This is a genomic window from Dyella sp. KRB-257 (assembly GCF_049445995.1).
Lineage (GTDB): Bacteria > Pseudomonadota > Gammaproteobacteria > Xanthomonadales > Rhodanobacteraceae > Dyella_A.
The window spans coordinates 35,960-58,109 of sequence record NZ_JBMSDZ010000001.1; the positions used below are offsets into that span (position 1 = coordinate 35,960).

22 protein-coding genes are annotated in these 22,150 nt (G+C 68.8%); 11 read left to right on the plus strand and 11 right to left on the minus strand.

Annotated features, from left to right (window positions below; translation table 11 throughout):
• Positions 1-11 precede the first annotated feature (11 nt).
• The 3 genes from ACO2Q2_RS00195 to ACO2Q2_RS00205 are packed head-to-tail and all read left to right on the plus strand — an operon-like array spanning position 12 to position 3,110.
• Positions 12-758, plus strand: coding sequence for a hypothetical protein (locus ACO2Q2_RS00195; RefSeq protein WP_423253758.1), 747 nt, complete (start codon positions 12-14; stop codon positions 756-758).
• Positions 739-2,265, plus strand: a complete 1,527-nt coding sequence (locus ACO2Q2_RS00200; RefSeq protein WP_423253759.1) for a F0F1 ATP synthase subunit alpha — start codon at positions 739-741, stop codon at positions 2,263-2,265. Before ACO2Q2_RS00195 ends, ACO2Q2_RS00200 begins: the two co-directional genes overlap by 20 nt.
• Entirely contained in the window at positions 2,262-3,110 is an 849-nt protein-coding gene (locus ACO2Q2_RS00205) for a F0F1 ATP synthase subunit gamma (RefSeq protein WP_423253760.1), read from the plus strand. Before ACO2Q2_RS00200 ends, ACO2Q2_RS00205 begins: the two co-directional genes overlap by 4 nt.
• Before the next feature lie 308 nt (positions 3,111-3,418).
• Here ACO2Q2_RS00205 and lysS read toward each other — a convergent pair whose 3' ends face one another.
• The 9 genes from lysS to ACO2Q2_RS00250 all read right to left on the minus strand — a co-directional run bounded on the left by lysS (position 3,419) and on the right by ACO2Q2_RS00250 (position 13,738).
• The gene (lysS, locus tag ACO2Q2_RS00210) at positions 3,419-4,945 is read right to left on the minus strand and encodes a lysine--tRNA ligase (protein WP_423253761.1); all 1,527 of its coding nucleotides are present in this window, start codon (positions 4,943-4,945) and stop codon (positions 3,419-3,421) included.
• A gap of 57 nt (positions 4,946-5,002) precedes the next feature.
• On the minus strand, positions 5,003-5,398 hold the full coding sequence (locus tag ACO2Q2_RS00215; RefSeq protein WP_423253762.1) for a four helix bundle protein: 396 nt from the start codon (positions 5,396-5,398) through the stop codon (positions 5,003-5,005).
• A 22-nt stretch (positions 5,399-5,420) separates the two neighbouring features.
• A protein-coding gene (gene prfB / locus ACO2Q2_RS00220) for a peptide chain release factor 2 (protein ID WP_423253763.1) occupies positions 5,421-6,546 on the minus strand; the annotation gives its coding sequence in 2 pieces (ribosomal slippage) (positions 5,421-6,470 and positions 6,472-6,546; 1,125 coding nt in all).
• A gap of 86 nt (positions 6,547-6,632) precedes the next feature.
• Positions 6,633-8,324 (minus strand): asparagine synthase B, encoded by a 1,692-nt coding sequence (gene asnB, locus ACO2Q2_RS00225; protein WP_423253764.1) that lies wholly within the window; start codon positions 8,322-8,324, stop codon positions 6,633-6,635.
• Between the two features lie 97 nt (positions 8,325-8,421).
• Positions 8,422-8,550 (minus strand): hypothetical protein, encoded by a 129-nt coding sequence (locus tag ACO2Q2_RS00230; protein ID WP_423253765.1) that lies wholly within the window; start codon positions 8,548-8,550, stop codon positions 8,422-8,424.
• A 62-nt stretch (positions 8,551-8,612) separates the two neighbouring features.
• Positions 8,613-8,978, minus strand: coding sequence for an STAS/SEC14 domain-containing protein (locus ACO2Q2_RS00235; protein ID WP_423253766.1), 366 nt, complete (start codon positions 8,976-8,978; stop codon positions 8,613-8,615).
• 92 nt (positions 8,979-9,070) lie between these two features.
• Positions 9,071-10,816, minus strand: a complete 1,746-nt coding sequence (gene recJ / locus ACO2Q2_RS00240) for a single-stranded-DNA-specific exonuclease RecJ (protein ID WP_423253767.1) — start codon at positions 10,814-10,816, stop codon at positions 9,071-9,073.
• Positions 10,780-11,694, minus strand: a complete 915-nt coding sequence (locus tag ACO2Q2_RS00245) for a phosphoglycerate mutase (RefSeq protein WP_423253768.1) — start codon at positions 11,692-11,694, stop codon at positions 10,780-10,782. The genes recJ and ACO2Q2_RS00245 overlap by 37 nt, the downstream gene beginning before the upstream one ends.
• Positions 11,695-11,707: 13 nt before the next feature.
• Positions 11,708-13,738, minus strand: coding sequence for an ABC-F family ATP-binding cassette domain-containing protein (locus ACO2Q2_RS00250; protein ID WP_423253769.1), 2,031 nt, complete (start codon positions 13,736-13,738; stop codon positions 11,708-11,710).
• A 161-nt stretch (positions 13,739-13,899) separates the two neighbouring features.
• Between ACO2Q2_RS00250 and ACO2Q2_RS00255 the strand changes: the two genes are divergently transcribed.
• The 6 genes from ACO2Q2_RS00255 (at position 13,900) to ACO2Q2_RS00280 (ending at position 18,482) form a co-directional block, all read left to right on the plus strand.
• Positions 13,900-14,238 carry a hypothetical protein gene (locus ACO2Q2_RS00255; RefSeq protein ID WP_423253770.1) on the plus strand — a complete coding sequence of 113 codons (339 nt, stop codon included), beginning with the start codon at positions 13,900-13,902 and terminating at the stop codon, positions 14,236-14,238.
• Between the two features lie 98 nt (positions 14,239-14,336).
• On the plus strand, positions 14,337-15,374 hold the full coding sequence (locus tag ACO2Q2_RS00260; protein ID WP_423253771.1) for an agmatine deiminase family protein: 1,038 nt from the start codon (positions 14,337-14,339) through the stop codon (positions 15,372-15,374).
• A gap of 39 nt (positions 15,375-15,413) precedes the next feature.
• Positions 15,414-16,304, plus strand: coding sequence for a carbon-nitrogen hydrolase (locus ACO2Q2_RS00265; RefSeq protein ID WP_423253772.1), 891 nt, complete (start codon positions 15,414-15,416; stop codon positions 16,302-16,304).
• Positions 16,305-16,401: 97 nt separating this feature from the next.
• Positions 16,402-17,649 (plus strand): TraB/GumN family protein, encoded by a 1,248-nt coding sequence (locus tag ACO2Q2_RS00270; RefSeq protein WP_423253773.1) that lies wholly within the window; start codon positions 16,402-16,404, stop codon positions 17,647-17,649.
• A gap of 139 nt (positions 17,650-17,788) precedes the next feature.
• A complete protein-coding gene (locus ACO2Q2_RS00275; protein WP_423253774.1) occupies positions 17,789-18,112 on the plus strand; it encodes a c-type cytochrome in 324 nt (107 codons plus the stop codon).
• Between the two features lie 19 nt (positions 18,113-18,131).
• Complete coding sequence (locus ACO2Q2_RS00280) at positions 18,132-18,482, plus strand: c-type cytochrome (protein ID WP_423253775.1); 351 nt, start codon at positions 18,132-18,134, stop codon at positions 18,480-18,482.
• 69 nt (positions 18,483-18,551) lie between these two features.
• Here ACO2Q2_RS00280 and ACO2Q2_RS00285 read toward each other — a convergent pair whose 3' ends face one another.
• On the minus strand, positions 18,552-19,160 hold the full coding sequence (locus ACO2Q2_RS00285; protein ID WP_423253776.1) for an NfuA family Fe-S biogenesis protein: 609 nt from the start codon (positions 19,158-19,160) through the stop codon (positions 18,552-18,554).
• Between the two features lie 155 nt (positions 19,161-19,315).
• Here ACO2Q2_RS00285 and ACO2Q2_RS00290 point away from each other — a divergent pair, with 155 nt between their 5' ends.
• Positions 19,316-19,657, plus strand: coding sequence for a 4a-hydroxytetrahydrobiopterin dehydratase (locus tag ACO2Q2_RS00290; protein WP_423253777.1), 342 nt, complete (start codon positions 19,316-19,318; stop codon positions 19,655-19,657).
• A gap of 2 nt (positions 19,658-19,659) precedes the next feature.
• Positions 19,660-21,129, plus strand: a complete 1,470-nt coding sequence (locus ACO2Q2_RS00295; protein ID WP_423253778.1) for a type II CAAX prenyl endopeptidase Rce1 family protein — start codon at positions 19,660-19,662, stop codon at positions 21,127-21,129.
• On the opposite strand, the gene ACO2Q2_RS00300 is transcribed toward ACO2Q2_RS00295, so the two are convergent.
• Positions 21,107-22,075: an RluA family pseudouridine synthase gene (locus ACO2Q2_RS00300; RefSeq protein WP_423253779.1), complete on the minus strand. Its 969-nt coding sequence runs from the start codon at positions 22,073-22,075 to the stop codon at positions 21,107-21,109. The genes ACO2Q2_RS00295 and ACO2Q2_RS00300 overlap by 23 nt on opposite strands.
• Between the last annotated feature and the right edge of the window lie 75 nt (positions 22,076-22,150).

A 22,150-nucleotide genomic window follows, 5' to 3' on the forward strand; every position in this document is an offset into this window, starting at 1 on the left:
GGCGACCTTCGATGAAGATCGACTTCTGGACGCTGGCGCTGCAGGCGATCAATGCGCTGGTCCTGATCTGGCTGCTGTCGCGCGTGCTGTATCGCCCGGTGGTGCGCGTGATCGCGCAGCGGCGCGAGGCCGCGGCGAAACTGCTGGCCGACGCCGAGGCCGAACGCGACCGCGCGCGCCAGGCCACGGCGGCAGCGACGGCACAGCAGACCGAACTCGCCGCCAGGCGCGACGCGGCGATGAAGGCCGCGCAGACCGATGCCGAGGCGGCACGCACCCGCCTGCTGGCCGCCGCGCAGGCCGAGGCCGAGGCCCTGCGCCAGCAGGCACAGGCCGAACGGGACAAGCAGCTTGTCGCGCAGCGGCGCGCCGACGAGCAGCGCGCCGCCGCGCTGGCCGTCGACATTGCCGCGCGGCTGCTCGATCGCCTGCCGGCCTCGGCACGCGTCGCGGGTTTTCTCGACGACCTCGTCGCCTCGCTGCGGGCACTGCCGGATTCGCAGCGGCAGAAGCTGGCCGATCTGGCAACGCCGCTCGCGCTGGTAGCGCCGCGCACGCTCGAAGCGAGCGAAAGGGATCGCTGCGTGCAGGCGATCCAGCAGGCCATCAGCCGCTCCGCCCCGCTGCAGCCGGCGGTGGATCCCAACCTGATCGCCGGCCTGGAACTGCGCAGCACCGACCTGGTGGTCAGCAATCACCTGCGCGCCGACCTCGACCATCTTCAGCACGAGCTGAGCCATGTCGACCAACACGCCTGACGCCATCACCGACGACTGGCTGCGCCGCAGCCGCGAGGTCGTCGCGCAAAGCCGGCTGGGCGTGCGCTCGGTCGGCATGGGCCACGTCGAGCGAATCGCCGATGGCATCGCCGTCGTCTCCGGTCTGGCGCAGGCACGACTGCACGAGTTGCTGCGCTTCCAGCACGACCGCATGGGTTTCGTGCTGTCGCTCGACGAGTACACGCTCGACGCCGTGCTGCTGGACGACGACGGCAGCGTCGAGGCCGGCTCGGTGGTACTGGGCACCGGCGAAGTGCTGCGCGTGCCGGTCGGGCCGGGCCTGCTCGGCCGCGTGGTGGACCCGCTCGGCCGTCCGCTGGATCGCGGCGAACCGGTGCCGGCCGAGGACCACCTGCCGATCGAACGCCCGGCACCGGCGATCATCGAACGCGACCTGGTCAGCGAGCCGGTCGCCACCGGCGTGCTGGTGATCGATGCGATGTTTCCGATCGGCCGTGGCCAGCGCGAACTGCTGATCGGCGACCGCGCCACCGGCAAGACCTCGCTGGCGGTGGACGTGATGATCAACCAGAAGCACTCGGACATGGTCTGCGTATACGTCTCGGTCGGCCAGCGCGCCCATGCCGTGCAGCAGGTGATCGAGGCGGTGCGCACGCACGGCGCACCGGAGCGCTGCATCTTCGTGGTGGCCGCGGCGTCCGCGTCAGCCGGGCTGCAATGGGTGGCGCCGTTCGCCGGCTTCAGCATCGCCGAGTACTTCCGCGATCGCGGCCAGCACGCGCTGATCGTCATCGACGACCTCACCAAGCACGCCGCCACCCATCGCGAACTGGCCCTGCTCACCCACCAGCCGGCCGGCCGCGAGGCCTATCCCGGCGACGTGTTCTACCTGCATGCGCGGATGCTCGAACGCGCCGCCAGGCTGTCGACGGCCAAGGGTGGCGGCTCGCTGACCGCGCTGCCGATCGCGCAGACCGAGGCGGGCAACCTCGCCGCCTACATTCCGACCAACCTGATTTCGATCACCGATGGCCAGATCGTCTTCGACACCACGCTGTTCGCCGCCGACCAGCGGCCAGCGGTGGACGTCGGCCTGTCGGTGAGCCGCGTCGGCGGCAAGGCGCAGCCGCCGGTGATGCGCGAGGTGGCCGGCACGCTGCGGCTGGCGTATTCGCAGTTCCTCGAACTGGAACTGTTCACCCGCTTCGGCAATCTCAGCGACACCCGCGTGAAGGCACAGATCGCGCACGGCCGTTGCATCCGCGCCCTGCTCACCCAGCCGCGCTTCTCGGCGCAGCAACCGATCGAACAGATCGCCCTGCTCGCAGCGCTGGACGATGGCGCGCTGGACGCGCACCCCGCGCCGGTACTGGCCGAGCTGCGCCGGCGATTGCCGGCCCGGCTCGCCGACGTGGCACCGGCGACGCTGCCCGCGACGCTCGACGATGCCACTCGCAAGGCGCTGGTCGGCGCAGTGCGCGAACTGGCCGCGGCGATCGCCGCCGAGACGGAGAAGCCGGCATGAGCGGACGGTTGGCCGAAGTCGCCACGCGGCTGGAATCCACCCGCCAGCTCGGCAGCGTGATCGCCGCCATGCGCGCCATCGCCGCCAGCCGCTCGCAGCGGGCGCGGCGCGAGCTGGATGCGATCCGTCTCTACGCCGCCACCATCGGCCAGGCGATCGGCCAGGTGCTGGTCACCCTGCCCGCCGGCCAGGCGAGACCCGCCGCATCGACTCATCCGGACGGTGCACTGGTGGTGGCGCTGTGCGCCGAACAGGGTTTTGCCGGCAGCTTCAATGAGCGCGTGCTCGACGTCGCCCTGCCGCTGACGGCGGGCGAACGCGGACGTCTGTTCATCGTCGGCGACCGCGGCCTGATGGCCGCCGCCAACCGCGACTGTACCCCGGCGTGGAACGTGCCGATGGCGGCGCGCACCGACGAAGTATCCGCACTGGCCGATCGCGTGTCCGACACGATCTATGCTGCCTTGGCCGACCGCGGCGTCAGCCGCGTGCTGCTGGTGCATGGCCGTCCCGGCGAAGGCGAGGAACAGGACATCGCGCAACGCTCGCTGCTGCCGTTCGACTTCGACCGCTTCCCCCCGCACCCGGCGGACAGCCAGGCACCGCTGATGAACCTGCCGCCGGCGACGCTGCTCGAACAACTGGCGGTGGAGTACGTGCATGCCGAGCTGTGCGAAGCGCTGATGCTCTCCTACGCCGCGGAGAACCAGGCGCGCATGCAGGCGATGATCGCCGCGCACGGCAACCTCGAACGCACCGAGGCGCGTCTCGCGCTGGCGTTCCAGCGCGTGCGCCAGGAGGACATCACCGACGAGATCCTCGAACTGTCCGCCGCGCGAACCTGAAGCACTTCAAGGAACCGTTCCCGTGAATCACCGACGCCATCACGATCCCCAGCCGCCGCACTCGCGCAGGACTCCGCTGCCCTGGGAGTGCCCCAAGTCGCCTGCGGAAGAACCGCGGCTAGGAGCATGGGCCATTCGGAAGCACGCGGCTGCGCGACCCGGTTTCGCCTCGCCGCTGCATCGGTCGCCCACAGGGTGGGCTCCTACGAGGGGTGTTGCAGGAGCGCACCCTGTGCGCGAACGCTCTTCGCCTCGCCGCTGCATCGGTCGCCCACAGGGTGGGCTCCTACGAGGGGGCGCGCGGGGAATCAGGCTTCCGGGCGCATGTAGGGGAACAGCAGCACATCGCGGATCGAGGACGCATCGGTGAGCAGCATCACCAGCCGGTCGATGCCGATGCCGAGGCCGCCAGTGGGCGGCAGGCCCACTTCCAGCGCGCGGATATAGTCGGCGTCGAAGTGCATCGCCTCGTCGTCGCCGGCGTCCTTGGCGTCGACCTGGGCCTGGAAGCGCGCGGCCTGGTCTTCCGGGTCGTTGAGCTCGGAGAAGCCGTTGGCGATCTCCTTGCCGTTGACGAACAGCTCGAAGCGGTCGGTGATGCCCGGGTCGTTGTCGTTCTCGCGCGCCAGCGGCGAGACCTCGACCGGGTGCTGGGTGATGAAGGTGGGCTGGATCAGCGTGTGTTCCACCGTCTTCTCGAAGATCTCCAGCAGCAGCTTGCCCCAGCCGTAGCCGTCCTTGACCTGCACGCCCAGGCGCTTGGCATGCGCCGCCATCGCGGCACGGTCGCGCAGTTCGTCGCGCTTGATCTGCGGGTTGTGCTCGAGCACCGCGTCTTCCATCGTCCAGCGGCGGAACGCCGGGCCGACGTCGATGGCGGCGCCGTCCCAGTGCAGCTCGGTGCTGCCGATCACCTGCCTGGCGGTGTCGCGGATCAGCTGCTCGGTGAGGTCCATGATCTCGTTGTAGGTGGCGTACGCCTGGTACAGCTCGAGCATGGTGAATTCGGGGTTGTGCCGGGTCGACACGCCCTCGTTGCGGAAGTTGCGGTTGATCTCGTAGACGCGGTCGAAGCCGCCGACCACCAGCCGCTTGAGGTACAGCTCCGGCGCCACGCGCAGGTAGAGGTCCATGTCCAGCGCGTTGTGGTGGGTGACGAACGGACGCGCCGTGGCGCCGCCGGGGATGACGTGCATCATCGGCGTCTCCACTTCCATGAAGCGGCGCTCGGGCGCCTCCAGCCACTGGCGGATGAAACCGATGATGCGCGAGCGCAGCCGGAAGGTGCGGCGCGCCTCCTCGGTAACGATCAGGTCGACGTAGCGCTGGCGATAGCGCTGCTCCACGTCGGCCATGCCGTGGTGCTTGTCCGGCAGCGGACGCAGGCTCTTGGTGAGCAGGCGCAAGGCATCGACCTTGACCGACAGCTCACCAGTCCTGGTGCGCATGAGTACGCCCTCGGCGCCGACGATGTCGCCCATGTCCCAGCCCTTGAAGGCCTCGTACACGTCGCCCACCGTGCCGGCATGGATGAACAGCTGGATGCGGCCGCTCATGTCCTGCATCTGCACGAAGCTGACCTTGCCCTGCACGCGCTTGAGCACGATGCGGCCGGCGACCTTCACGCGCTTGGCTGCGGCCTCGATGGCTTCGGCGGTCCAGCGTTCGGCGTCGGCGAACTCGTCCTTCAGGTCGCCGGCGAAGCTGTCCACGGTGAAGTCGTTCGGGAACGCGATGCCCTGCCCGCGCAGCGCCTTGAGTTTCTCGCGGCGCTCGGCGATCAGCTTGTTCTCGTCCAGGTGGACAGGTTCGGGCAGCCGGGTGTTTTCGGTCATTGTTTGGGGACTTTCGGCAACTTCAACAAGGGACGAGTAGCGAGTGGCGAGGGCGCGCTATCGCGGCAACGCCGCGAGTTTGTTGTCCAGGGACTTACGCAGGCCGCGCAGGATCCGGCCCACTTCGTCGCAACAGGCGACGGCAGGCTCAAGTGCGATGGCCGAACTCATGCCCAGGCGCGAGATCAGTTCGAGCTGTGTTTCAACCTCTGCGAGGGAACCGCGAGCAATGCTGATAAACCGGGCAAACTCACGGGTGGATTCGCGCGCATGACCCTCGGCAATATTGGATGGAATAGAAACCGAGCATCGTTTCAGTTGCGAAGCCAAGCCATAACGCTCGTCCACAGGCAGGGTAGAGAGCAGAGCATAAACCAGCTCGACCAGCCGCATCGATTCCTGCCAGGCGACCAAGTCGCGATACGACCGCACGACTGCGCCCTCGTTGCTCATCCCTCGCCCCCCGCCCCTGCGCTCAAGCATCCGCTCGTTTGGAACCCGCTTCCAGACCCGACTTCAGGCTGGCCTCGACGAACTCGTCCAGGTCGCCGTCGAGCACCTTCTGCGTGTCGGTGCGCTCGATGCCGGTGCGCAGATCCTTGATGCGGCTCTGGTCGAGCACGTAGTTGCGGATCTGGCTGCCCCAGCCGATGTCGGACTTGGTCGCTTCCAGCGCGTCCTTCTCCGCGTTGCGCTTCTGCACCTCCAGCTCGTACAGCTTGGCGGCCAGCATCTTCATCGCGGTGTCGCGGTTGGCGTGCTGGCTGCGGCCGGTCTGGCAGGCCACCACCACGCCGGTGGGGATGTGCGTGATGCGCACCGCCGACTCGGTCTTGTTGACGTGCTGGCCGCCGGCGCCGGAGGAGCGGTAGACGTCGGTCTTGAGGTCGGCGGGGTTGATGTCGATCTCGATGTCGTCGTCGACTTCCGGCGACACGAACACCGAGGTGAAGCTGGTGTGGCGCCGGTTGTCCGAGTCGAACGGGCTCTTGCGCACCAGGCGGTGCACGCCGATCTCGGTCTTCAGCCAGCCGTAGGCGTAGTCGCCTTCCACGCGGAACGTGGCGGACTTGATGCCGGCCACGTCGCCGCCGGAGACTTCCATCAGCTCGGTCTTCCAGCCGCGCGACTCGCACCAGCGCAGGTACATGCGCAGCAGCATCTCGGCCCAGTCCTGCGCCTCGGTACCGCCGGCGCCGGCCTGGATGTCGACAAAGGCATTGGCCGAATCCATCTTGCCGGAGAACATGCGCTGGAATTCCAGCTTGTTCACCTCGGCGTCGAGGCGGGACACGTCCTTCTGCACCGATGCCACGGTGTCCTCGTCGCCATCGGCGGCGGCCAGTTCGACCAGTTCGCGCGCATCGGCGAGGCCGGCGCCGAGCCGGTCGATGCCGTTGACGATGGTGTCCAGGCGGGCGCGTTCGCGGCCCAGCTCCTGGGCGCGGGCGGGGTCGTCCCAGACGTTGGGATTTTCCAGCTCGCGGCTTACCTCTTCGAGGCGCTCGCGCTTGGTGGCGTAGTCAAAGATACCCCCTGAGCGACTCGACGCGGCCGGCAAGGTCCGCGATCTGCGCAAGGATCGGATTGGTCTCGATCATGATTCAACCAGATGGTGGGGCGACGCGGGCGCGTCGCCCGGATGTGAAACAGGCACGATTCAAAGCACGCAAGGATAGCAAACCGCTCAGGCCAGCGCGTCGGCATGCACCCCCCGCACCGCTCGGCCGGATGGATCGGCCGCGGCCGCGAAGGCCGGATCCCAGGCCAATGCCGCCGGCGACGAGCAGGCGATCGACTTGCCGCCCGGCACCGTCGCCGCGCAGGCCTCGCCGGGATAGAACTGCTCGAAGATGCGGCGATAGAAATACGCCTCCTTGGTCGCCGGCGTGTTGAACGGAAAGCGCGAGGCGGCCGCGGCGAACTCGCGGTCGCTGACCTCCTGCTCGGCGTGCGCCTTGAGGCCATCGATCCAGCCGTAACCGACGCCGTCGGAGAACTGCTCCTTCTGTCGCCACAGGATCTCCTTCGGCAGTGCGCCCTCGAAGGCGGCACGCAGCACGTGCTTCTCGATCTTGCGGCTTCCGTCGGGCATCGTGCCGGCCATCTTGTGCGCGGCGTCCATGCCCATCGCCACGTCGATGAACTCCAGGTCCAGGAACGGCACGCGCGCCTCCACGCCCCAGGCCATCATCGCCTTGTTGGCGCGCAGGCAGTCGTAGCTGTGCAGGGCGTCGAGCTTGCGCACGGTCTCCTCGTGGAAGGCCTCGGCCGACGGCGCCTTGTGGAAGTACAGGTAGCCGCCGAAGAGCTCATCCGAACCCTCGCCGGAGAGCACCATCTTCACCCCCATCGCCTTGATCCGGCGCGCCAGCAGGTACATCGGCGTGGCCGCGCGAATGGTGGTGACGTCGTAGGTTTCCAGGTGGCGGATCACCTCCGGCACCGCGTCCAGCCCTTCCCAGAAGGTGTAGACGAAGCCGTGGTGCACGGTGCCCAGCGCGTCGGCGGCGATCTGCGCGGCGGCCAGGTCCGGCGAGCCTTCCAGCCCGATCGCGAACGAGTGCAGGCGCGGCCACCAGGCCTCGGTACGGTCGTCGTCCTCGATGCGCTCGCGGGCGAAGCGGGCCGCGCAGGCGGCGACCAGCGAGGAATCCAGTCCGCCGGAGAGCAGCACGCCGTAGGGCACGTCGGTCATCAGCTGGCGGTGCACGGCCTGCTCGAAGGCCTCGCGCAGCCCTTCCGGCGCGTGGCCCCGGGTCGCCTCGTAATCGCGCCACGGCTTGACGTAGTAGCGGGTCAGCTCGCCCGTGGCACTGTCATAGACGTGGCCGGGAGGGAACGCAGCCACGTCGTTGCACACGCCCACCAGCGCCTTCATCTCCGAGGCCACGCACAAGCGCCCTTCCCCGTCATGCCCCCAGTACAGCGGGCACACGCCGATCGGGTCGCGGGCGATCAGGTAGCGCCGGCCGGCGCCGTCCCACAGCGCGAAGGCGAAGATGCCGTTGAGCCTGTTCATGCCCTCGCGCACGAACGCGTCGCCGCCGAGGTCGCGGTACAGCGCGTTGATCACCTCGCAGTCCGAGCCGGTGGTGAAGTCGTAATCGCTGGCCGCACGCAGCTCGCGGTGGTTGTAGATCTCGCCGTTCACCGCCAGCGCCAGCGCGCCGTCGCGCGAGCGCAGCGGCTGCGCGCCGCTGGCCGGATCGACGATGGCGAGGCGCTCGTGCACCAGGATCACCCCGGCGTCGACGTACACCCCGCTCCAGTCCGGGCCGCGATGGCGCTGGCGCTGCGACAGTTCCAGCGCCTGTCGGCGCAACGCAGCGAGATCGTCACCCGGCTGCAGGTCGAACATCCCGAAGATCGAACACATGGCCTTTCCCCTCTTCAAATAGAAACCGTTGGACAGACAATGAAAAAGGCCCGCACTGGGCGGGCCTTTTTCGCGTATGTGGAGCTGAAACTTGCGTCTACGCGATGGCCCGCCCGGTGAGGCGATGGTTATTGCCATTGCGGTTATTCAGGCCTTTGACCACGCACGCCTGCGCGCGATGCGCAGCATCGGCGAGGTTGGCGATGCGGGCGTGAAGGCTGGACATGAGCCGACTAGATCACGACTCCTGCTGCGGCGCAAGAATTATTTTTGGATAGCCATCTGCGCTCACGGCGCCAGCAGCCATTGCTTCGCCTCGTCCAGCTGCGCGTTGCCGAACAGGCGGAATTCGCCCGGCACGGCAAAGCCAAGGGCCCTGGCGGCGAAGCGCAGCCAGCCCACGTCGGTCACCAGCGCCACGCGTTCCCAGCCGCTGAAGTGGCGCAGGCCGAGCTTGGCGTCGTCCCAGGCGGCCCTGGCGTCGAAGCCGGTGAAATCCTCGCCGCAGTGGTACAGCAGGCGCAGCTTGGGGTTCAGCGCGAACGCAGCCTCCACGTCGGGCACCAGCACGTTCTCGTAGTCGGCGGCGGTCACCTGGCCGCGGGCACGAAAGCCCAGCACGCCAGTGGGAAGATCGGTGATCTGCTCGATCATGATGACACTCCTTGCGGGACGATCCTTGCGGGACGATGCCGCCATCGCACTCCGATCGGCCGGCGCGCGCAAGCGGTGCGATGTGAAGAGCCTCAGGCCGGCTCGATGTGCCGCAACAGCAGGCGCAGACTCTCGCGGCCCTGCCAGTCGTTGATGCCCAGCTCGTAGGCGGCACGCAGCACCGGCGGCGGCGCCTCGCCGCGATAGGCGTTGAACATCACCGCCTCGTGCACGCGCCCGTCGCGGGGATCGCGCAGATCGAGCCGCAGGTGCTTCTCAGCCATCACGCGCCAGCTGCGGCACTCGAACAGGTTGTCGAATACCGGCGCGGGGAACGCCTGCCCCCATGGCGCGGCATGGCGCAGCAGCCCGGCCAGCTGAAGGGTGAAATGCTCGGGCGCCAGCTCGCCGTCGGTATCCAGCACCGCCTGCAGCGCTTCATCGCCCAGCCATTCGCGGGCCACTGCGTCAAACGCGGCGGCGAAGCGCTCGAAGTCGTCAGCGCGCAGGCTCAGGCCGGCGGCCATGGCGTGTCCGCCGAAGCGCTCGATCAGGCCCGGGTGGCGCGCATCGACGGCGGCCAGCGCGTCGCGCACGTGGAAGCCGGGAATCGACCGGGCCGAGCCGCGCAGCTCGCCGGGGTTGTCCTCGCTCGCCGGCGCGAACGCGATCACCGGGCGATGCAGGCGCTCCTTCAATTTGGACGCGACCAGGCCCACCACGCCGGCGTGCCAGCTTGGTTCGAACAGCGCCACGCCCGCCGCGTCGGTGGCGCGGGCGCCGGAGACCATCTGCTCGGCCTCGGCCACCATCCCGGCCTGCAGGTCGCGTCGCTCGCGATTGATCCGGTCGAGCTCGGCGGCGAGCAGTTGTGCCCGTGAGGGATCATCGGTGAGCAGGCATTCGACGCCCAGGCTCATGTCCTCCAGCCGCCCCGCGGCGTTGAGCCGGGGGCCGACCACGTAGCCGAGGTCGCTGGCGCAGGCGCCGGATACGCTGCGCCTGCCAGCCTCGATCAGCGCCGTGATGCCCGGACAGGCGCGCCCGGCGCGGATGCGCTTGAGCCCGGACTCCACCAGCACGCGGTTGTTGAAATCCAGCGGCACCAGGTCGGCCACCGTGCCCAGCGCCACCAGATCCAGCAGGCAGGACAGGTCCGGTTCCGCCTCTGCCGTGAAGGCGCCGCGTTCGCGCAGCGCCGCGCGGGTCGCCAGCAGCAGGTAGAACATCACGCCCACGCCGGCCAGCGCCTTGCTGGGAAAACCGTCGCCGGCCAGGTTGGGATTGACCATCGCGTCGGCCGCGGGCAACTGCTCGCCGGGCAGATGGTGGTCGGTCACCAGCACACGGATGCCGCGCGCGCGGGCCGTCGCCACGCCCGCCACGCTGGCCACGCCGTTGTCGACGGTGACGATCAGCTGCGGCGTGGGCTGCAGCGACTCGACCAGCGCCGCACTCAACCCGTAACCGTGCACGAAGCGATTGGGAATGGCGTAACTCACCCGAGTGGCACCCAGCAGGCGCAGGCCGCGCAGCGCCACCGCCGTGCCGGTGGCGCCGTCGCAGTCGTAGTCGCCGGCCACGACGATGCTCCACTGCGCGCCGATCGCCTCGATCAGCAGGTCCACCGCCTGCGCCATGCCGCCCAGCGCCTGCGGCGAGAGCAGGCGCGCCAGCCGATGCTCGACCTGCGCCGGGGTGAGCACGCCGCGCGCCGCGTAGACCGCCTGCAGCACCGGGTGCACGTCGGACGACCAGCCGTCCGGACGTCCTTTCGGCTCGCGCCGGCGCAGCCGCAGGCTCACCGGGCGCGCCGCCACAGCCGCCAACGATGCCACGGGCGATGTCGCCAGCGTTCGCCGCTGGCAAAGCTCAGCTGCACGGCCTGCCGGCGCAACAGCGCATCGATCATCGGCCACCACGCCTGCTCGATCTCGGCCACCGGCAGATCCTGCAGATCGACCAGCGTACCGGCCGCGGCGCCGAGGACGGACGCGTGGCTGCGCGGCATCACCGACACGCCGGCCCGCGCCGCCAGCGCCGCGAGCAACGGATCCTCGCCGACCACCGCGGAATGCGTGGCAGCCACCCGCGACGGCAAGCGGCCGCCGCCCCACAGCCACAGGCTGTTGACCGGCGACAGGCCGCGCGCGCGCCGCCCGGCGTTGACCGGATGCTGGTGCAGCAGCACCTGTGCCTCGTTGATCAGCACGCGCCAGCGCCTGCCTTCGGCACCTTGCGGCAGGTGCTGGAACAGATCCTCGCCCAACGCCTGTTCGGGCGCGGCAAAGGCCGGCACCGACGTGCCGGGCGCAAGCCGCAGTTGCCAGCGATCGGGCGTGGTGATTTCGAGGACCATGCCGGCATCGCCGAATAACGGACGCAGCGGCGCTGCCAGCGCCTCGGCTTCTTCCATCGACAACCCCAGTTGGCCACACGCCAGCAGGCGCGCACCGTTCATCTCGGCCTGCACCCAGCACGGGTCGGCGCACAGCCACGGCGCGTCGCCGGCATCGTGCGCGGTGTGCTCGCGCAGCAGCGCCGCCGCGGCCAGACCGGTGTCGTCGCTGCGGAAGTAATGCGAGAGTCCGGCGAGGTAGCCGCGCGCCCCGTCGGCCAGGCGATCGGCGCGCGCCTGCCGCAGGCGCAGCGGGTGATCGGGGGCGAAGCGCGCCAGCGCCGGCAGCCACAGTTCGAGCGGTGCGGAATCACTCATCGCGCGGCGCACCTCACGCTTCGAGTTGCTCGTACAGTTCGAGCCATTCGGCTTCGAGCGTTTCCTTCTCGCGTCGCAGCTCGGCCTGCTGCTGGCCGAGCTTCATCAGCTCGGCGGTGGGAGCGTTGTAGGTGGCCGGATCGGCCAGACGGGCTTCCAGCTTGCCCAGCGCGGCGTCGATCGCGGCCACGCGGGTCTCGATCTTTTTCACGCGCGAGCGCGAGCTCTTGTCGCCCTCGCGCTGGGCGGCCGCGCTGCGGCGGCGCTCCTCCGGCGTCTCGACGGGTGCCGACGACTTTTCCGCCGCGGCGACCTTGCCGGCCTTCTTGTTGGCCGCGCCGCGCGAACGCAGCCATTTGGCGTAGTCGTCGAGGTCGCCATCGAACGGTTCCACCACACGGTCGGCCACGCGCCAGAAGCTGTCGCAGACCATGCCCAGCAGGTGGCGATCGTGCGACACCAGCACCAGTGCGCCGTCGAAGTCGGCCAGCGCGTCGGCCAGTGCCTCGCGCATTTCCAGATCCAGATGGTTGGTCGGCTCGTCGAGCAGCAGCAGGTTCGGCTTGTGCCAGGCGATCAGCGCCAGCGCCAGGCGCGCGCGCTCGCCGCCGGAGAAGCCGTCGACCGACTCGAACGCGCGGTCGCCGGGGAAATTCCAGGTGCCGAGGAAATCGCGCAGCACCTGGTTGGCCACGCCGGGCGCGCGCGCCTGCAGGTGGTCGAGCGAGCTGGTGCCGGCGCGCAGGCTCTCCACCGTATGCTGGGCGAAGTAGCCGATCTTCAGATCCTTGTGCGCCTTGCGCTCGCCGCCCAGCGGTTCGAGCTCGCCGACCAGGGTCTTGACCAGGGTCGACTTGCCCGCGCCGTTGGGACCGATCAGGCCGATGCGATCGCCGGCCTCGATGGAGAAGCGCACGTCTGCAAGGACGACGTTGACCTCCTCTCCCCGCTGGGGAGAGGAATGAGGTGAGGGGCTGGGGCTTGCGCTGGAGTCCATCGAAGCGCGCTCCGCCCCATCTTCACCTTGGCCGTGTCCCCTCACCCCAACCCTCTCCCTGGCGGGGAGAGGGGGCAATTCGTAGCCGGCGGCGATGTCTTCCAGCTGCAGCATGGCGTCGGGCACGCGATCGGGCGGCGGAAAGCTGAAATTGAACGGCCGCTCGGCACGCACCGCCTCGGTGCCGGCCAGCTTCTCCAGCCGCTTCATGCGCGACTGCGCCTGCTTGGCCTTGCTGGCCTTGGCCTTGAAGCGGTCGATGAAGGACTGCAGGTGCGCCCGCTCGGCCTGCTCGCGCTCGAAGCTGATCTGCTGCTGGCGCAGCTGCTCGGCGCGCAGGCGCTCGAACGCGCTGTAGTTGCCGGTGTAGAGCTTCGCCCGGCCCTCGTCGAGGTGCAGGGTGTGGGTGATCACGCCGTCGAGGAACTCGCGGTCGTGCGAAATGATCAGCAGCGTGCCCTGGTAGCGGCGCAGCCACTCTTCCAGCCACAGCACGGCATCGAGGTCGAGGTGGTTGGTGGGCTCGTCGAGCAGCAGCAGGTCGGACGGGCACATCAGGGCGCGCGCCAGGTTCAGCCGTCCGCGCCATCCGCCGGAGAATTCCTGCACCGTGCGCTCGTGGGTTTCCGGCGCAAAGCCCAGGCCGTGCATCAGGCGACCGGCACGGGCGCGGGCGTCGTAGCCGTGCAGCTCTTCGATACGGTGGTGGGCGCGCGCCATCGCCTCGGTATCGCCCCGCTCCTGCGCGTCCGCCTCGTCGCGCAGCGCGGCGGCCAGTTCCTCGTCACCGCCCATCACGTAGTCGATGGCCAGGTCCGGCAGTGCCGGCGTCTCCTGCGCCACCGAGGCCAGGCGCAGCTTGCCGGGCATGTCCAGCTCGCCGGTATCGCCTTCCAGCTGACCCTGCAGCGCGGCAAACAGGCTGGACTTGCCGCAGCCGTTGCGACCGATCACGCCCAGCCGCCAACCGCTCTGGATGACCAGGTCGATGTCGGCCAGCAGCAGGCGGCTGCCGCGGCGCAGGGCGAAGTGGCGAAAGGCGATCATGTGGGAAACCGTTCCGTTCCGGGTGCGTCGCGCACCCGCAGCCGGACATGATAGCCGGTGGCGAACGCCCAACCCATCGCAAACGCCGCAAAACGGCGTGGTCAAGCGTGATGGCTTCTGCTAAAACGGCGCGGGACAAGCACTCGTGGGGAGAGGGAATCATGACCAACCATCGTTACGGCCTGGCCTTGCTCGGATTGCTGGTGGTCGGCTTTGCCGCTCCCGCATTCGCCCGTGGCGACAACCTGCTCATCCACCGCGTGCAGCAGGAGAAGGGCATGCACCTGCCCGCTCGCGGCATGAGCATGGCGCAGGTGGAAAAGCGTTACGGCGCACCGCAGCGCAAGCTCGCCCCGCGCGGCGGCGACAGCGCGAGGCATCCGGTGATCAATCGCTGGGACTATGCGAAGTTCATCGTGTACTTCGAGAAGAACCACGTGATCCACAGCGTGCTCAATACGCCGGCCGGCAACAACACCAATCCGTCGGCGATGAACTGATCGCCACCGGTCCCGGGCACTGGCCCGGGGCCGCGTCACCGGCACGGCCGGTGCCTTACAATTCGCCGTCCGTATTTCTTCGACGTGCGAACTCCCCCATGAGTGACTCCACCCTGCGCCTGCCGGCGGAATGGGAACCGCAGGCCGCGGTGCTGATTGCGTGGCCGCATGCCGATACCGACTGGGCCGAACGCCTCGCCTCGGTGGAGGCGACGTATGCCGCGCTCGCCGCGGCGGTGACGCGCTTCGAATCGCTGCTGATCGTGGTGCCGGACGCCGCGGTGCGCAGCCATGCCGAGGGATTGATCCGCGCCGCCGGCGCCGACCTGGCGCGCATGCGCTTCGTCGAGCTGCCGTACGACGACACCTGGCTGCGCGACTCCGGCCCGCTGACGCTGCGCAACGATGCGGGACAGTTCCAGCTCACCGACTTCCGCTTCACCGGCTGGGGCGGCAAGTTCGGCGCCGAGCAGGACGACGCGCTGGTCGCCGGCCTGGTGGAAGCCGGCGTGTTCGGCCACGCCGCGCACAAGCGCGTGGACTGGGCGCTGGAAGGCGGTGGCGTGGAAAGCGATGGCGCCGGCACCGTGCTCACCACTTGGCGCTGCCTCACCCAGCGCCATCCGGAACAGTCACGCGAGGAGATGAGCGCGATCCTGCGCGACAGCCTGCATGCCTCGCGCATTCTGTGGCTGGACTTCGGCTACCTGGAAGGCGACGACACCGACGCACACATCGACACCCTTGCCCGCTTCGCGCCGGGCGATCGCATCGTGTTCCAGGCTTGCGACGACGCTGGCGACCCCCATTTCGACGAGCTGCAGCGCATGGCCGGTGAGCTGGCCGCGTTGCGCACCACCGACGGCAGACCGTACACGCTGTATCCGCTGCCGTGGGCCAAGCCGATCGTCGACGAGGGCCGCCGGTTGGCGGCGTCGTACGCGAACTACCTGATCGTCAACGGCGCCGTGCTGGTGCCGGCTTACGGCGACGCCGCGGACGACGCGGCGGCGCGCATCATCGGCGAGGCGCATCCCGGCCGAGAGGTGGTGCAGGTGCCGTGTCGCCCGCTGATCTGGCAGAACGGCAGCCTGCACTGCATCACCATGCAACTGCCGGCCGGCCTGGTGGGCTGAGCCGCCCGCCACAACGCTCCACGAGACAGGATCCAGGACATGACCCGCAAGACCCTCAAGGTGGCCCTGCTGCAGGAATCCCATCGCGGCAGCCGCGACGCCAATCTCGACGCGATCGAGGCCGGCCTGCGCGAAGCGGCCGCCGCCGGCGCCGAACTGGTGCTGCTGCAGGAGCTGCACAACGGGCCGTACTTCTGCCAGCGCGAGTCGGTGGACGAGTTCGACCTGGCCGAGACGATCCCCGGCCACAGCACCGCGCGCATCGGCAAGCTCGCCGAGGAACTCAAGCTGGTGGTGGTCGCCTCGCTGTTCGAGAAGCGCGCCACCGGGCTATACCACAACACCGCGGTGGTGTTCGACTGCTCGGCGGTGATCGCCGGCAAGTACCGCAAGATGCACATCCCGGACGATCCGGCGTTCTACGAAAAGTTCTACTTCACGCCGGGCGACCTGGGCTTCGATCCGATCGACACCTCGGTCGGCCGGCTCGGCGTGCTGGTGTGCTGGGACCAGTGGTATCCGGAGGCCGCGCGCCTGATGGCGCTGGCCGGCGCCGAACTGCTGCTCTACCCCACCGCGATCGGCTGGGACCCGAACGACGCGCCCGACGAGAAGGACCGCCAGCGCGAGGCGTGGGTCACCGTGCAGCGCGGCCATGCGGTGGCCAACGGCCTGCCGTTGCTGGCATGCAACCGCACCGGTCACGAGGCCGATCCGTCGGGCGTGGGCGCGGGCATCCAGTTCTGGGGCACCAGCTTCGTGGCCGGGCCGCAGGGCGAGTTCCTCGCCCGCGCCGGCACCGACGCGCGCGAGCTGCTGATCGTCGACGTGGACATGGCGCGCAGCGAGCAGGTGCGGCGCATCTGGCCGTTCCTGCGCGACCGCCGCATCGACGCCTATGGCGATCTGCTGAAGCGCTTCCGCGATTGATCGGCGGCCCTGGCTGAACCGTGCCGCAGGTCGCGCTTGTCGGGGCGCGGCGCGGTCCCCATGCTTGGACTTCCCCCCTGATGGATCTGCCCCGCGCATGAGCCTTGACGCGATTCCCACCGACGCCCTGCGCGAGGTCCTGCCACAGGCGCTCGTCGACCAGCCGATCGAGCGCGTGCGGCGCGACGGCGTGGACTACGTGCTGCTGGGCACGGCGCACGTATCGCGTGCAAGCGTGGATGCGGTCAACGCCATGCTGGCGCACGAAAGCTTCGACGCCGTGGCGATCGAGCTGTGCGAAAGCCGCGCCCAGGGCATGCGCGATCCGGACGCGTTCCGCCAGACCGACCTGTTCCAGGTGATCCGCCAGGGCAAGGCCGGCATGGTGGCGGCGAGCCTGGTGCTGTCCTCGTTCCAGCAGCGTCTGGCCGACCAGTACGGCATCCAGCCCGGCGCCGAGATGAAGGCGGCGATGGACGACGCCGAAGCGCGCGGCACGCCGCTGTGGGTGGTCGATCGCGACGTCGGCATCACGCTCAAGCGCGCCTGGCGCAGCGTCGGCTTCTGGCAGCGCTTCGGCCTGCTCGGCGGATTGCTGGCCAGCGTGTTCGACCGCGAGGACATCGCCGAGCACGAGATCGAGAAGCTCAAGCAGAGCGACCTGCTGGAGAGCGCCTTCAGCGACTTCGCCAGCCAGTCCGAGCCGCTCTACCGCAGCCTGATCGCCGAGCGCGATGACTACATGGCCGCGCGATTGCGCGAGGAGGCCGGGCGCGGTGTCACCGGCGAGATGCGCCGGGTGCTGGTGGTGATCGGCGCAGGTCACCTCAAGGGTCTGGCGACCCGGTTGCGCGATGGCCAGGACGATCCGGCCACCACCGTCGCCACGCTGGCGCAGACACCGCCCAAGGCGCGCTGGCCGAAGTGGCTGGCGGTCGGCCTGGTGATCGCGGTATTCGCGCTGATCGCCTACGCGTTCCATCGCAACACCGCGCTGGGCACCCAAGTGCTGATGAACTGGGTGCTGTTCACCGGCGGCTTTGCGGCGCTCGGTGCGCTGCTGGCCGGCGGTCATCCGCTCAGCATTGCCGCCGCCTTCGTCGCCGCACCGATCAAGCCGTTCCGGCCGGGCATCCCCGCCGGCGGCATCAGTGCGATGGTCGAAGCATGGGTGCGCAAGCCGCGCGTGGGCGACTTCGAGATGCTGCGCGAACAGGTCGGCCACTGGAGTGGCTGGTGGAAGAACCGGGTGGCGCGCACCCTGCTCAACTTTTTCCTGGTCAGCGTGGGCACCCTGATCGGCGAGTACAGCGCCGGCGTCCACATCGTCAAGAGCCTGTTCTGAGCGCAAGAACCTGCCGCGCCGGCGGCGGCCGCTGCGGCGTGCCACCACGGTGCCGCGCGGTTGTCGCTGCTTGCAGCCAACGACTATACTTCCGCGACTTTGTTGCCCTGTACCGGCCGGACCCGTGGGAAAAAACTCAATGACTCGACTGCAACTGCTTGGCCTTGCCGCGGCCGCCGCCCTCCTCACCATCGGCAGCGCGCACGCTGAAGGCGACAAGGCCGCCGGACGCACGCTTGTCTACACCTGCAACGGTTGCCACGGCGTGGAAGGCTATACCAACGCCTATCCGGACTACCCGGTGCCGCGCATCGCCGGCCAGAACGAGCAGTACATCATCAATGCGCTGCACGGCTACCAGAGCGGCGAGCGCACCCACCCGACGATGATGGCGCAGGCGCAGAGTCTGTCCGACAAGGACATCGAAGACATCGCCGCCTATCTCTCCAGCCTTGCCAAGTAAGCCGTACAGAGGATTCCGCATGACCCGTGCGTTCACCCTGCTTTCGTTCGCCGCGCTGGCGTTCGCGTCCACCTCGCTGATGGCCGCGGGCAGTCCCGAAGCCGGCAAGACCAAGGCGGCGGTCTGCTTCGCCTGCCACGGCGCCGACGGCAATGCCGTCGATCCGCAGTACCCGCGCCTCGCCGGCCAGTACCAGGGCTATCTCGAACAGGCGCTGCGCGAGTACAAGAGCGGCGGTCGCAACAACGCCATCATGAAGGGCTTCGCCGCCACGTTGTCCGACCAGGACATCGAGGACATCACTGCCTACTTCTCCCGCCTGCCGACCAAGCTCGGCACGCTGCAGGGACATATCCAGGGCGACAAGTAATCCGCTGCGGCGAGTCGCCCACAAAAAAGCCCGCGCAAGCGGGCTTTTTTGTGGGCGCATGGCGTGACTTCAGCCGATCGCCGAGCGGCCCTGCCTGCCTTCGTAATACGGTTTGGCGCCGCTGGCATGATCGGTGGCATCGCGCACTGCGGAAATCTCCGGCACGCGCTCGCGCAGGGTTTTCTCCACGCCCTGCTTGAGCGTGACGTCGACCATGCCGCAGCCGTGACAGCCGCCGCCGAACTGCAGCATCACCACGCCATCGGCATCGATCTCGCGCAGGCTCACGCGTCCGCCATGCGAGGCCAGCCGCGGATTGATCTCGGACTCCAGCACGTACTGCACCCGCTCGATCAGGCCGGCGTCGGCGCCCGGCTGCTTGCCCTTGATGCCGGGCGCACGGATGTTCAGCTGTCCGCCGGTGAGGTTGGGCTCGTAGTCGATGCTGGCGTTATCCAGCCAGCGCGCGCTGTCGCCCTCCACGTAGAACTGGAAGCCGGCGCACTCGATGATCCATTCGTTGCCGGTGAGGTCCGCGCGCTCGCAGAACTCCAGCTCGCAGTTGGCGGCCGGCGTGCCGGCATCGACCACGCGCAGGCGGATGCCCAGACCATCGCCGCCCTGCTGGGCGAGAAGCTTGAGAAAGTGCTGCTGGGCGCGCTCGGAAATGTCGATCATGGGGACTCCGGAAAATGGCGTGAGCGGCTGCGATGACGGGCGCCGATCAAAACAGCACCATTTTAGTACTGTTTCGTCCGGCGTGCGCGCTTTGACTTTTGCGGGCGCAGCCTGGACCCTTCGCATCCTGCATCGCAGCTGCATGGGAGACACGCATGAATTCCACCGATCTGGCCAACCAGCACTGCGTTGCGCGCAAGGGCAGCGAGCACGCGCTGGACGCGGCGCAAGTGCGGGACCTGCTGGCCGCCCTGCCGGGCTGGTCGTTGGCCCCGGACGGCAAGGCCATCGCGAAGGATTTCCGCTTCGAGGACTTCCACCGCACGCTGGGCTTCATCAACGCGGTCGGTTTCATGGCGAACCGGCAGGATCACCACCCCGACCTGGAAGCGGGTTACGGCCACTGCCAAGTACTGTGGTCGACCCACGACGTGGGCGGGCTCTCGCTCAACGACTTCATCTGCGCGGCGAAGGTCGAAGCCCTGCTCGCGCCCTGATCGTGGCGTCGTCCGCCCGCGGCATCCTCGTCAAGACTGGCTGGCTGCTGGCGGTGGTGGCGGCATTGCTTGCGTTCCGTCTGCTGGCCGGTGCACTCACCGCGCGCCACCTCGCACGGGAGGCCCACGGCGAGCTGGCCTTGCTGAGAGCGGGCCAGCCGCTGTGGCGCTGGACCTTCACCACGACGGAGGATCTGGTCGCCGGTCGCGCGTTCGGCCACGCCGACGTGCAGGCGGTCGACGACGGTCTGCGGATCACCAGCCGCGACGGCACGCCGTTCGATCTCGGCCTGCCGATCGCGCGCGGGGTGGATCTGATGCACTGGCCGATCCTGCATCTCGATCGCCGCGGCAAGGAACCCGTCGCCCTGTCCATCCTCTGGCAGGCACCCGGATCGGCCACGTGCGCAAGCGCACCGATGACCTGGCGCGATGCCCGCCTCGACCTGGACCTGCGTGCCGTGGACGCCTCGGCGCCCGGTTCGGGCCACTGCGCACTCCCGGCGAACGCCGGCATGCTGCGACTGCGCCTGACCATGACCCGGGGCCAGGAACTGGTGTTGCGCAAGGCTTCCCTGCGGGCGGCTGATCCGCCTGCGCTGGTCCCGACGCCACAAGACCTGGCGGGCTCGTTCCGTCCGAGATCCGGACGTTCCTCCAGCACGGCCGTGCCGATCGTGCGGCTGCACGCGACGGCCAGCGCCGAACAGATGCTGGCTCGCCGCGACGAGGCATTGGCCTGGCGCCCGGCAGCCATCGTGATCGTGGATGGAACCTCGCTTGCGGGCAGTCCACCCCGGCCAATGCCGCGCCGCCTGTCCTGGCTCGCCACCACCGCCTATGTGCTGATGCTGCTGGCGCTTTCCCGCCGTCCGCGGGCCGCGCTGCCGACGCTGCTGGCGGGGATGCTCGGCCCGCTGGTGCTCATCGCCGGCCTGCAATGGGGACAACGGCCGTCGGTGCCGGGCGTGATCGCCCTCGGTGCGGCGCTGGCTTTCGCGTTCCGGATTCAGCACCAGGCAGCGCCGCCGAATTGGCGATGGGTCGGAGCCTGGCGATCCGCCGGCTGGCGGTGGCCACTCGCCCTGATCCCGGTGGCGCTGTCGGTGTGCCTGATCTGGGGACATGCGCTGGAACCCGTGCCGCTGCGCCGGGCGCTGGTCTATTTCGGCTGGGCGGCGCTGCAGCAATGGTTGGTGCTGGGCTTTGCGCTGGGGCAGCTGGGGAAGTTGCTGCCCGTCGCCTGGGCGGTGCTTGCCGCCGCGGCGCTGTTCGCCCTGCTGCACGTCCCCAACGGGGCTTTGATGCAGTTGTGCTTCCTCGCCGAACTTTGGTGGGCGTGGTGCTTCACCCGGCAACGTGCGCTGCTGCCGATCGCCCTGGCCCATGCCGCCTGCGCGCTGCTGGTGGGCGCGGGGTTGGTCGGCAATGGCCTGCGTTCGCTGGAAGTCAGCGCACGCTTTTTCCTTTAGAACCAAGGTTATCCAGGAAATTCCTCAAGTCACTCGGCAGCGGAGTGGAGAAGCTGTACGAGCGTCCGTCCAGCTCGAAACTCATGTGCGAGGCGTGCAGGAACAGCCGCTGCAATCCCATCGCGCGGAAGCGCTTGTTGGCCTCGCGATCGCCATATTTCGGGTCACCGGCGAGCGGATGCCCTACGTGGGCGGCGTGCACGCGAATCTGGTGCGTGCGCCCCGTGCCCAAGGTCGCCTGCATCAACCGGGCACCCGGATACTGTTCCAGTTCGCGGAAAAAAGTGAGCGACGGCTTGCCGTTGTCGGACACTCTTACCATGCGCTCGCCGCCCTGAAGCACCGACTTGGCGAGCGGGGCATTGACGTCGAAACGCGCCTTGGACGGATGCCCCACCATCAGGCAGAGGTATTGTTTGATCACCTGGCTGTCGCGGATCGCCGCCTGCAGGCCGGTCAGCCCGGCACGGGTCCTGGCAAACACCAGCACCCCGCTGGTGTCGCGATCCAGCCGGTGCACCAATTCCAGGTGATCGGTCGGGCGCGCCGCCCGCATCAGCTCGATCGCGCCGTGGCTGACCCCGCTGCCGCCGTGGCTGGCCATGCCGGTGGGCTTGTCGATGACCAGGAAATGCCTGTCCTCGAAGATCACCGCCTCGACCGCCGCGGCCATCTGACCGGCACTCGGCCCCTGCGTCTCGGGCCGCTCTGCGACGCGGACAGGGGGAATACGCAGCATGTCGCCTGCGCTGAGCCGGGTGTCGGGCTTGGCCCGCTTGCCGTTCACCCGCACCTGTCCGGTGCGCACGATGCGGTAGATCATGCTCTTGGGGACACCCTTGAGCAGAGTCATCAGGGCGTTGTCGATCCGCTGGCCATCCCGTTCCGGGCCGACCTCGACTTGACGCACCCCTTGAGATACCGCGGGGGAAGTTGCCGTCTGCATTGAAAAAAATCCGCTTCGATAGGATACTCGACCGGCGCTTTGCCCGTGTCCGATCGGATCGATCGGACCGGCCCG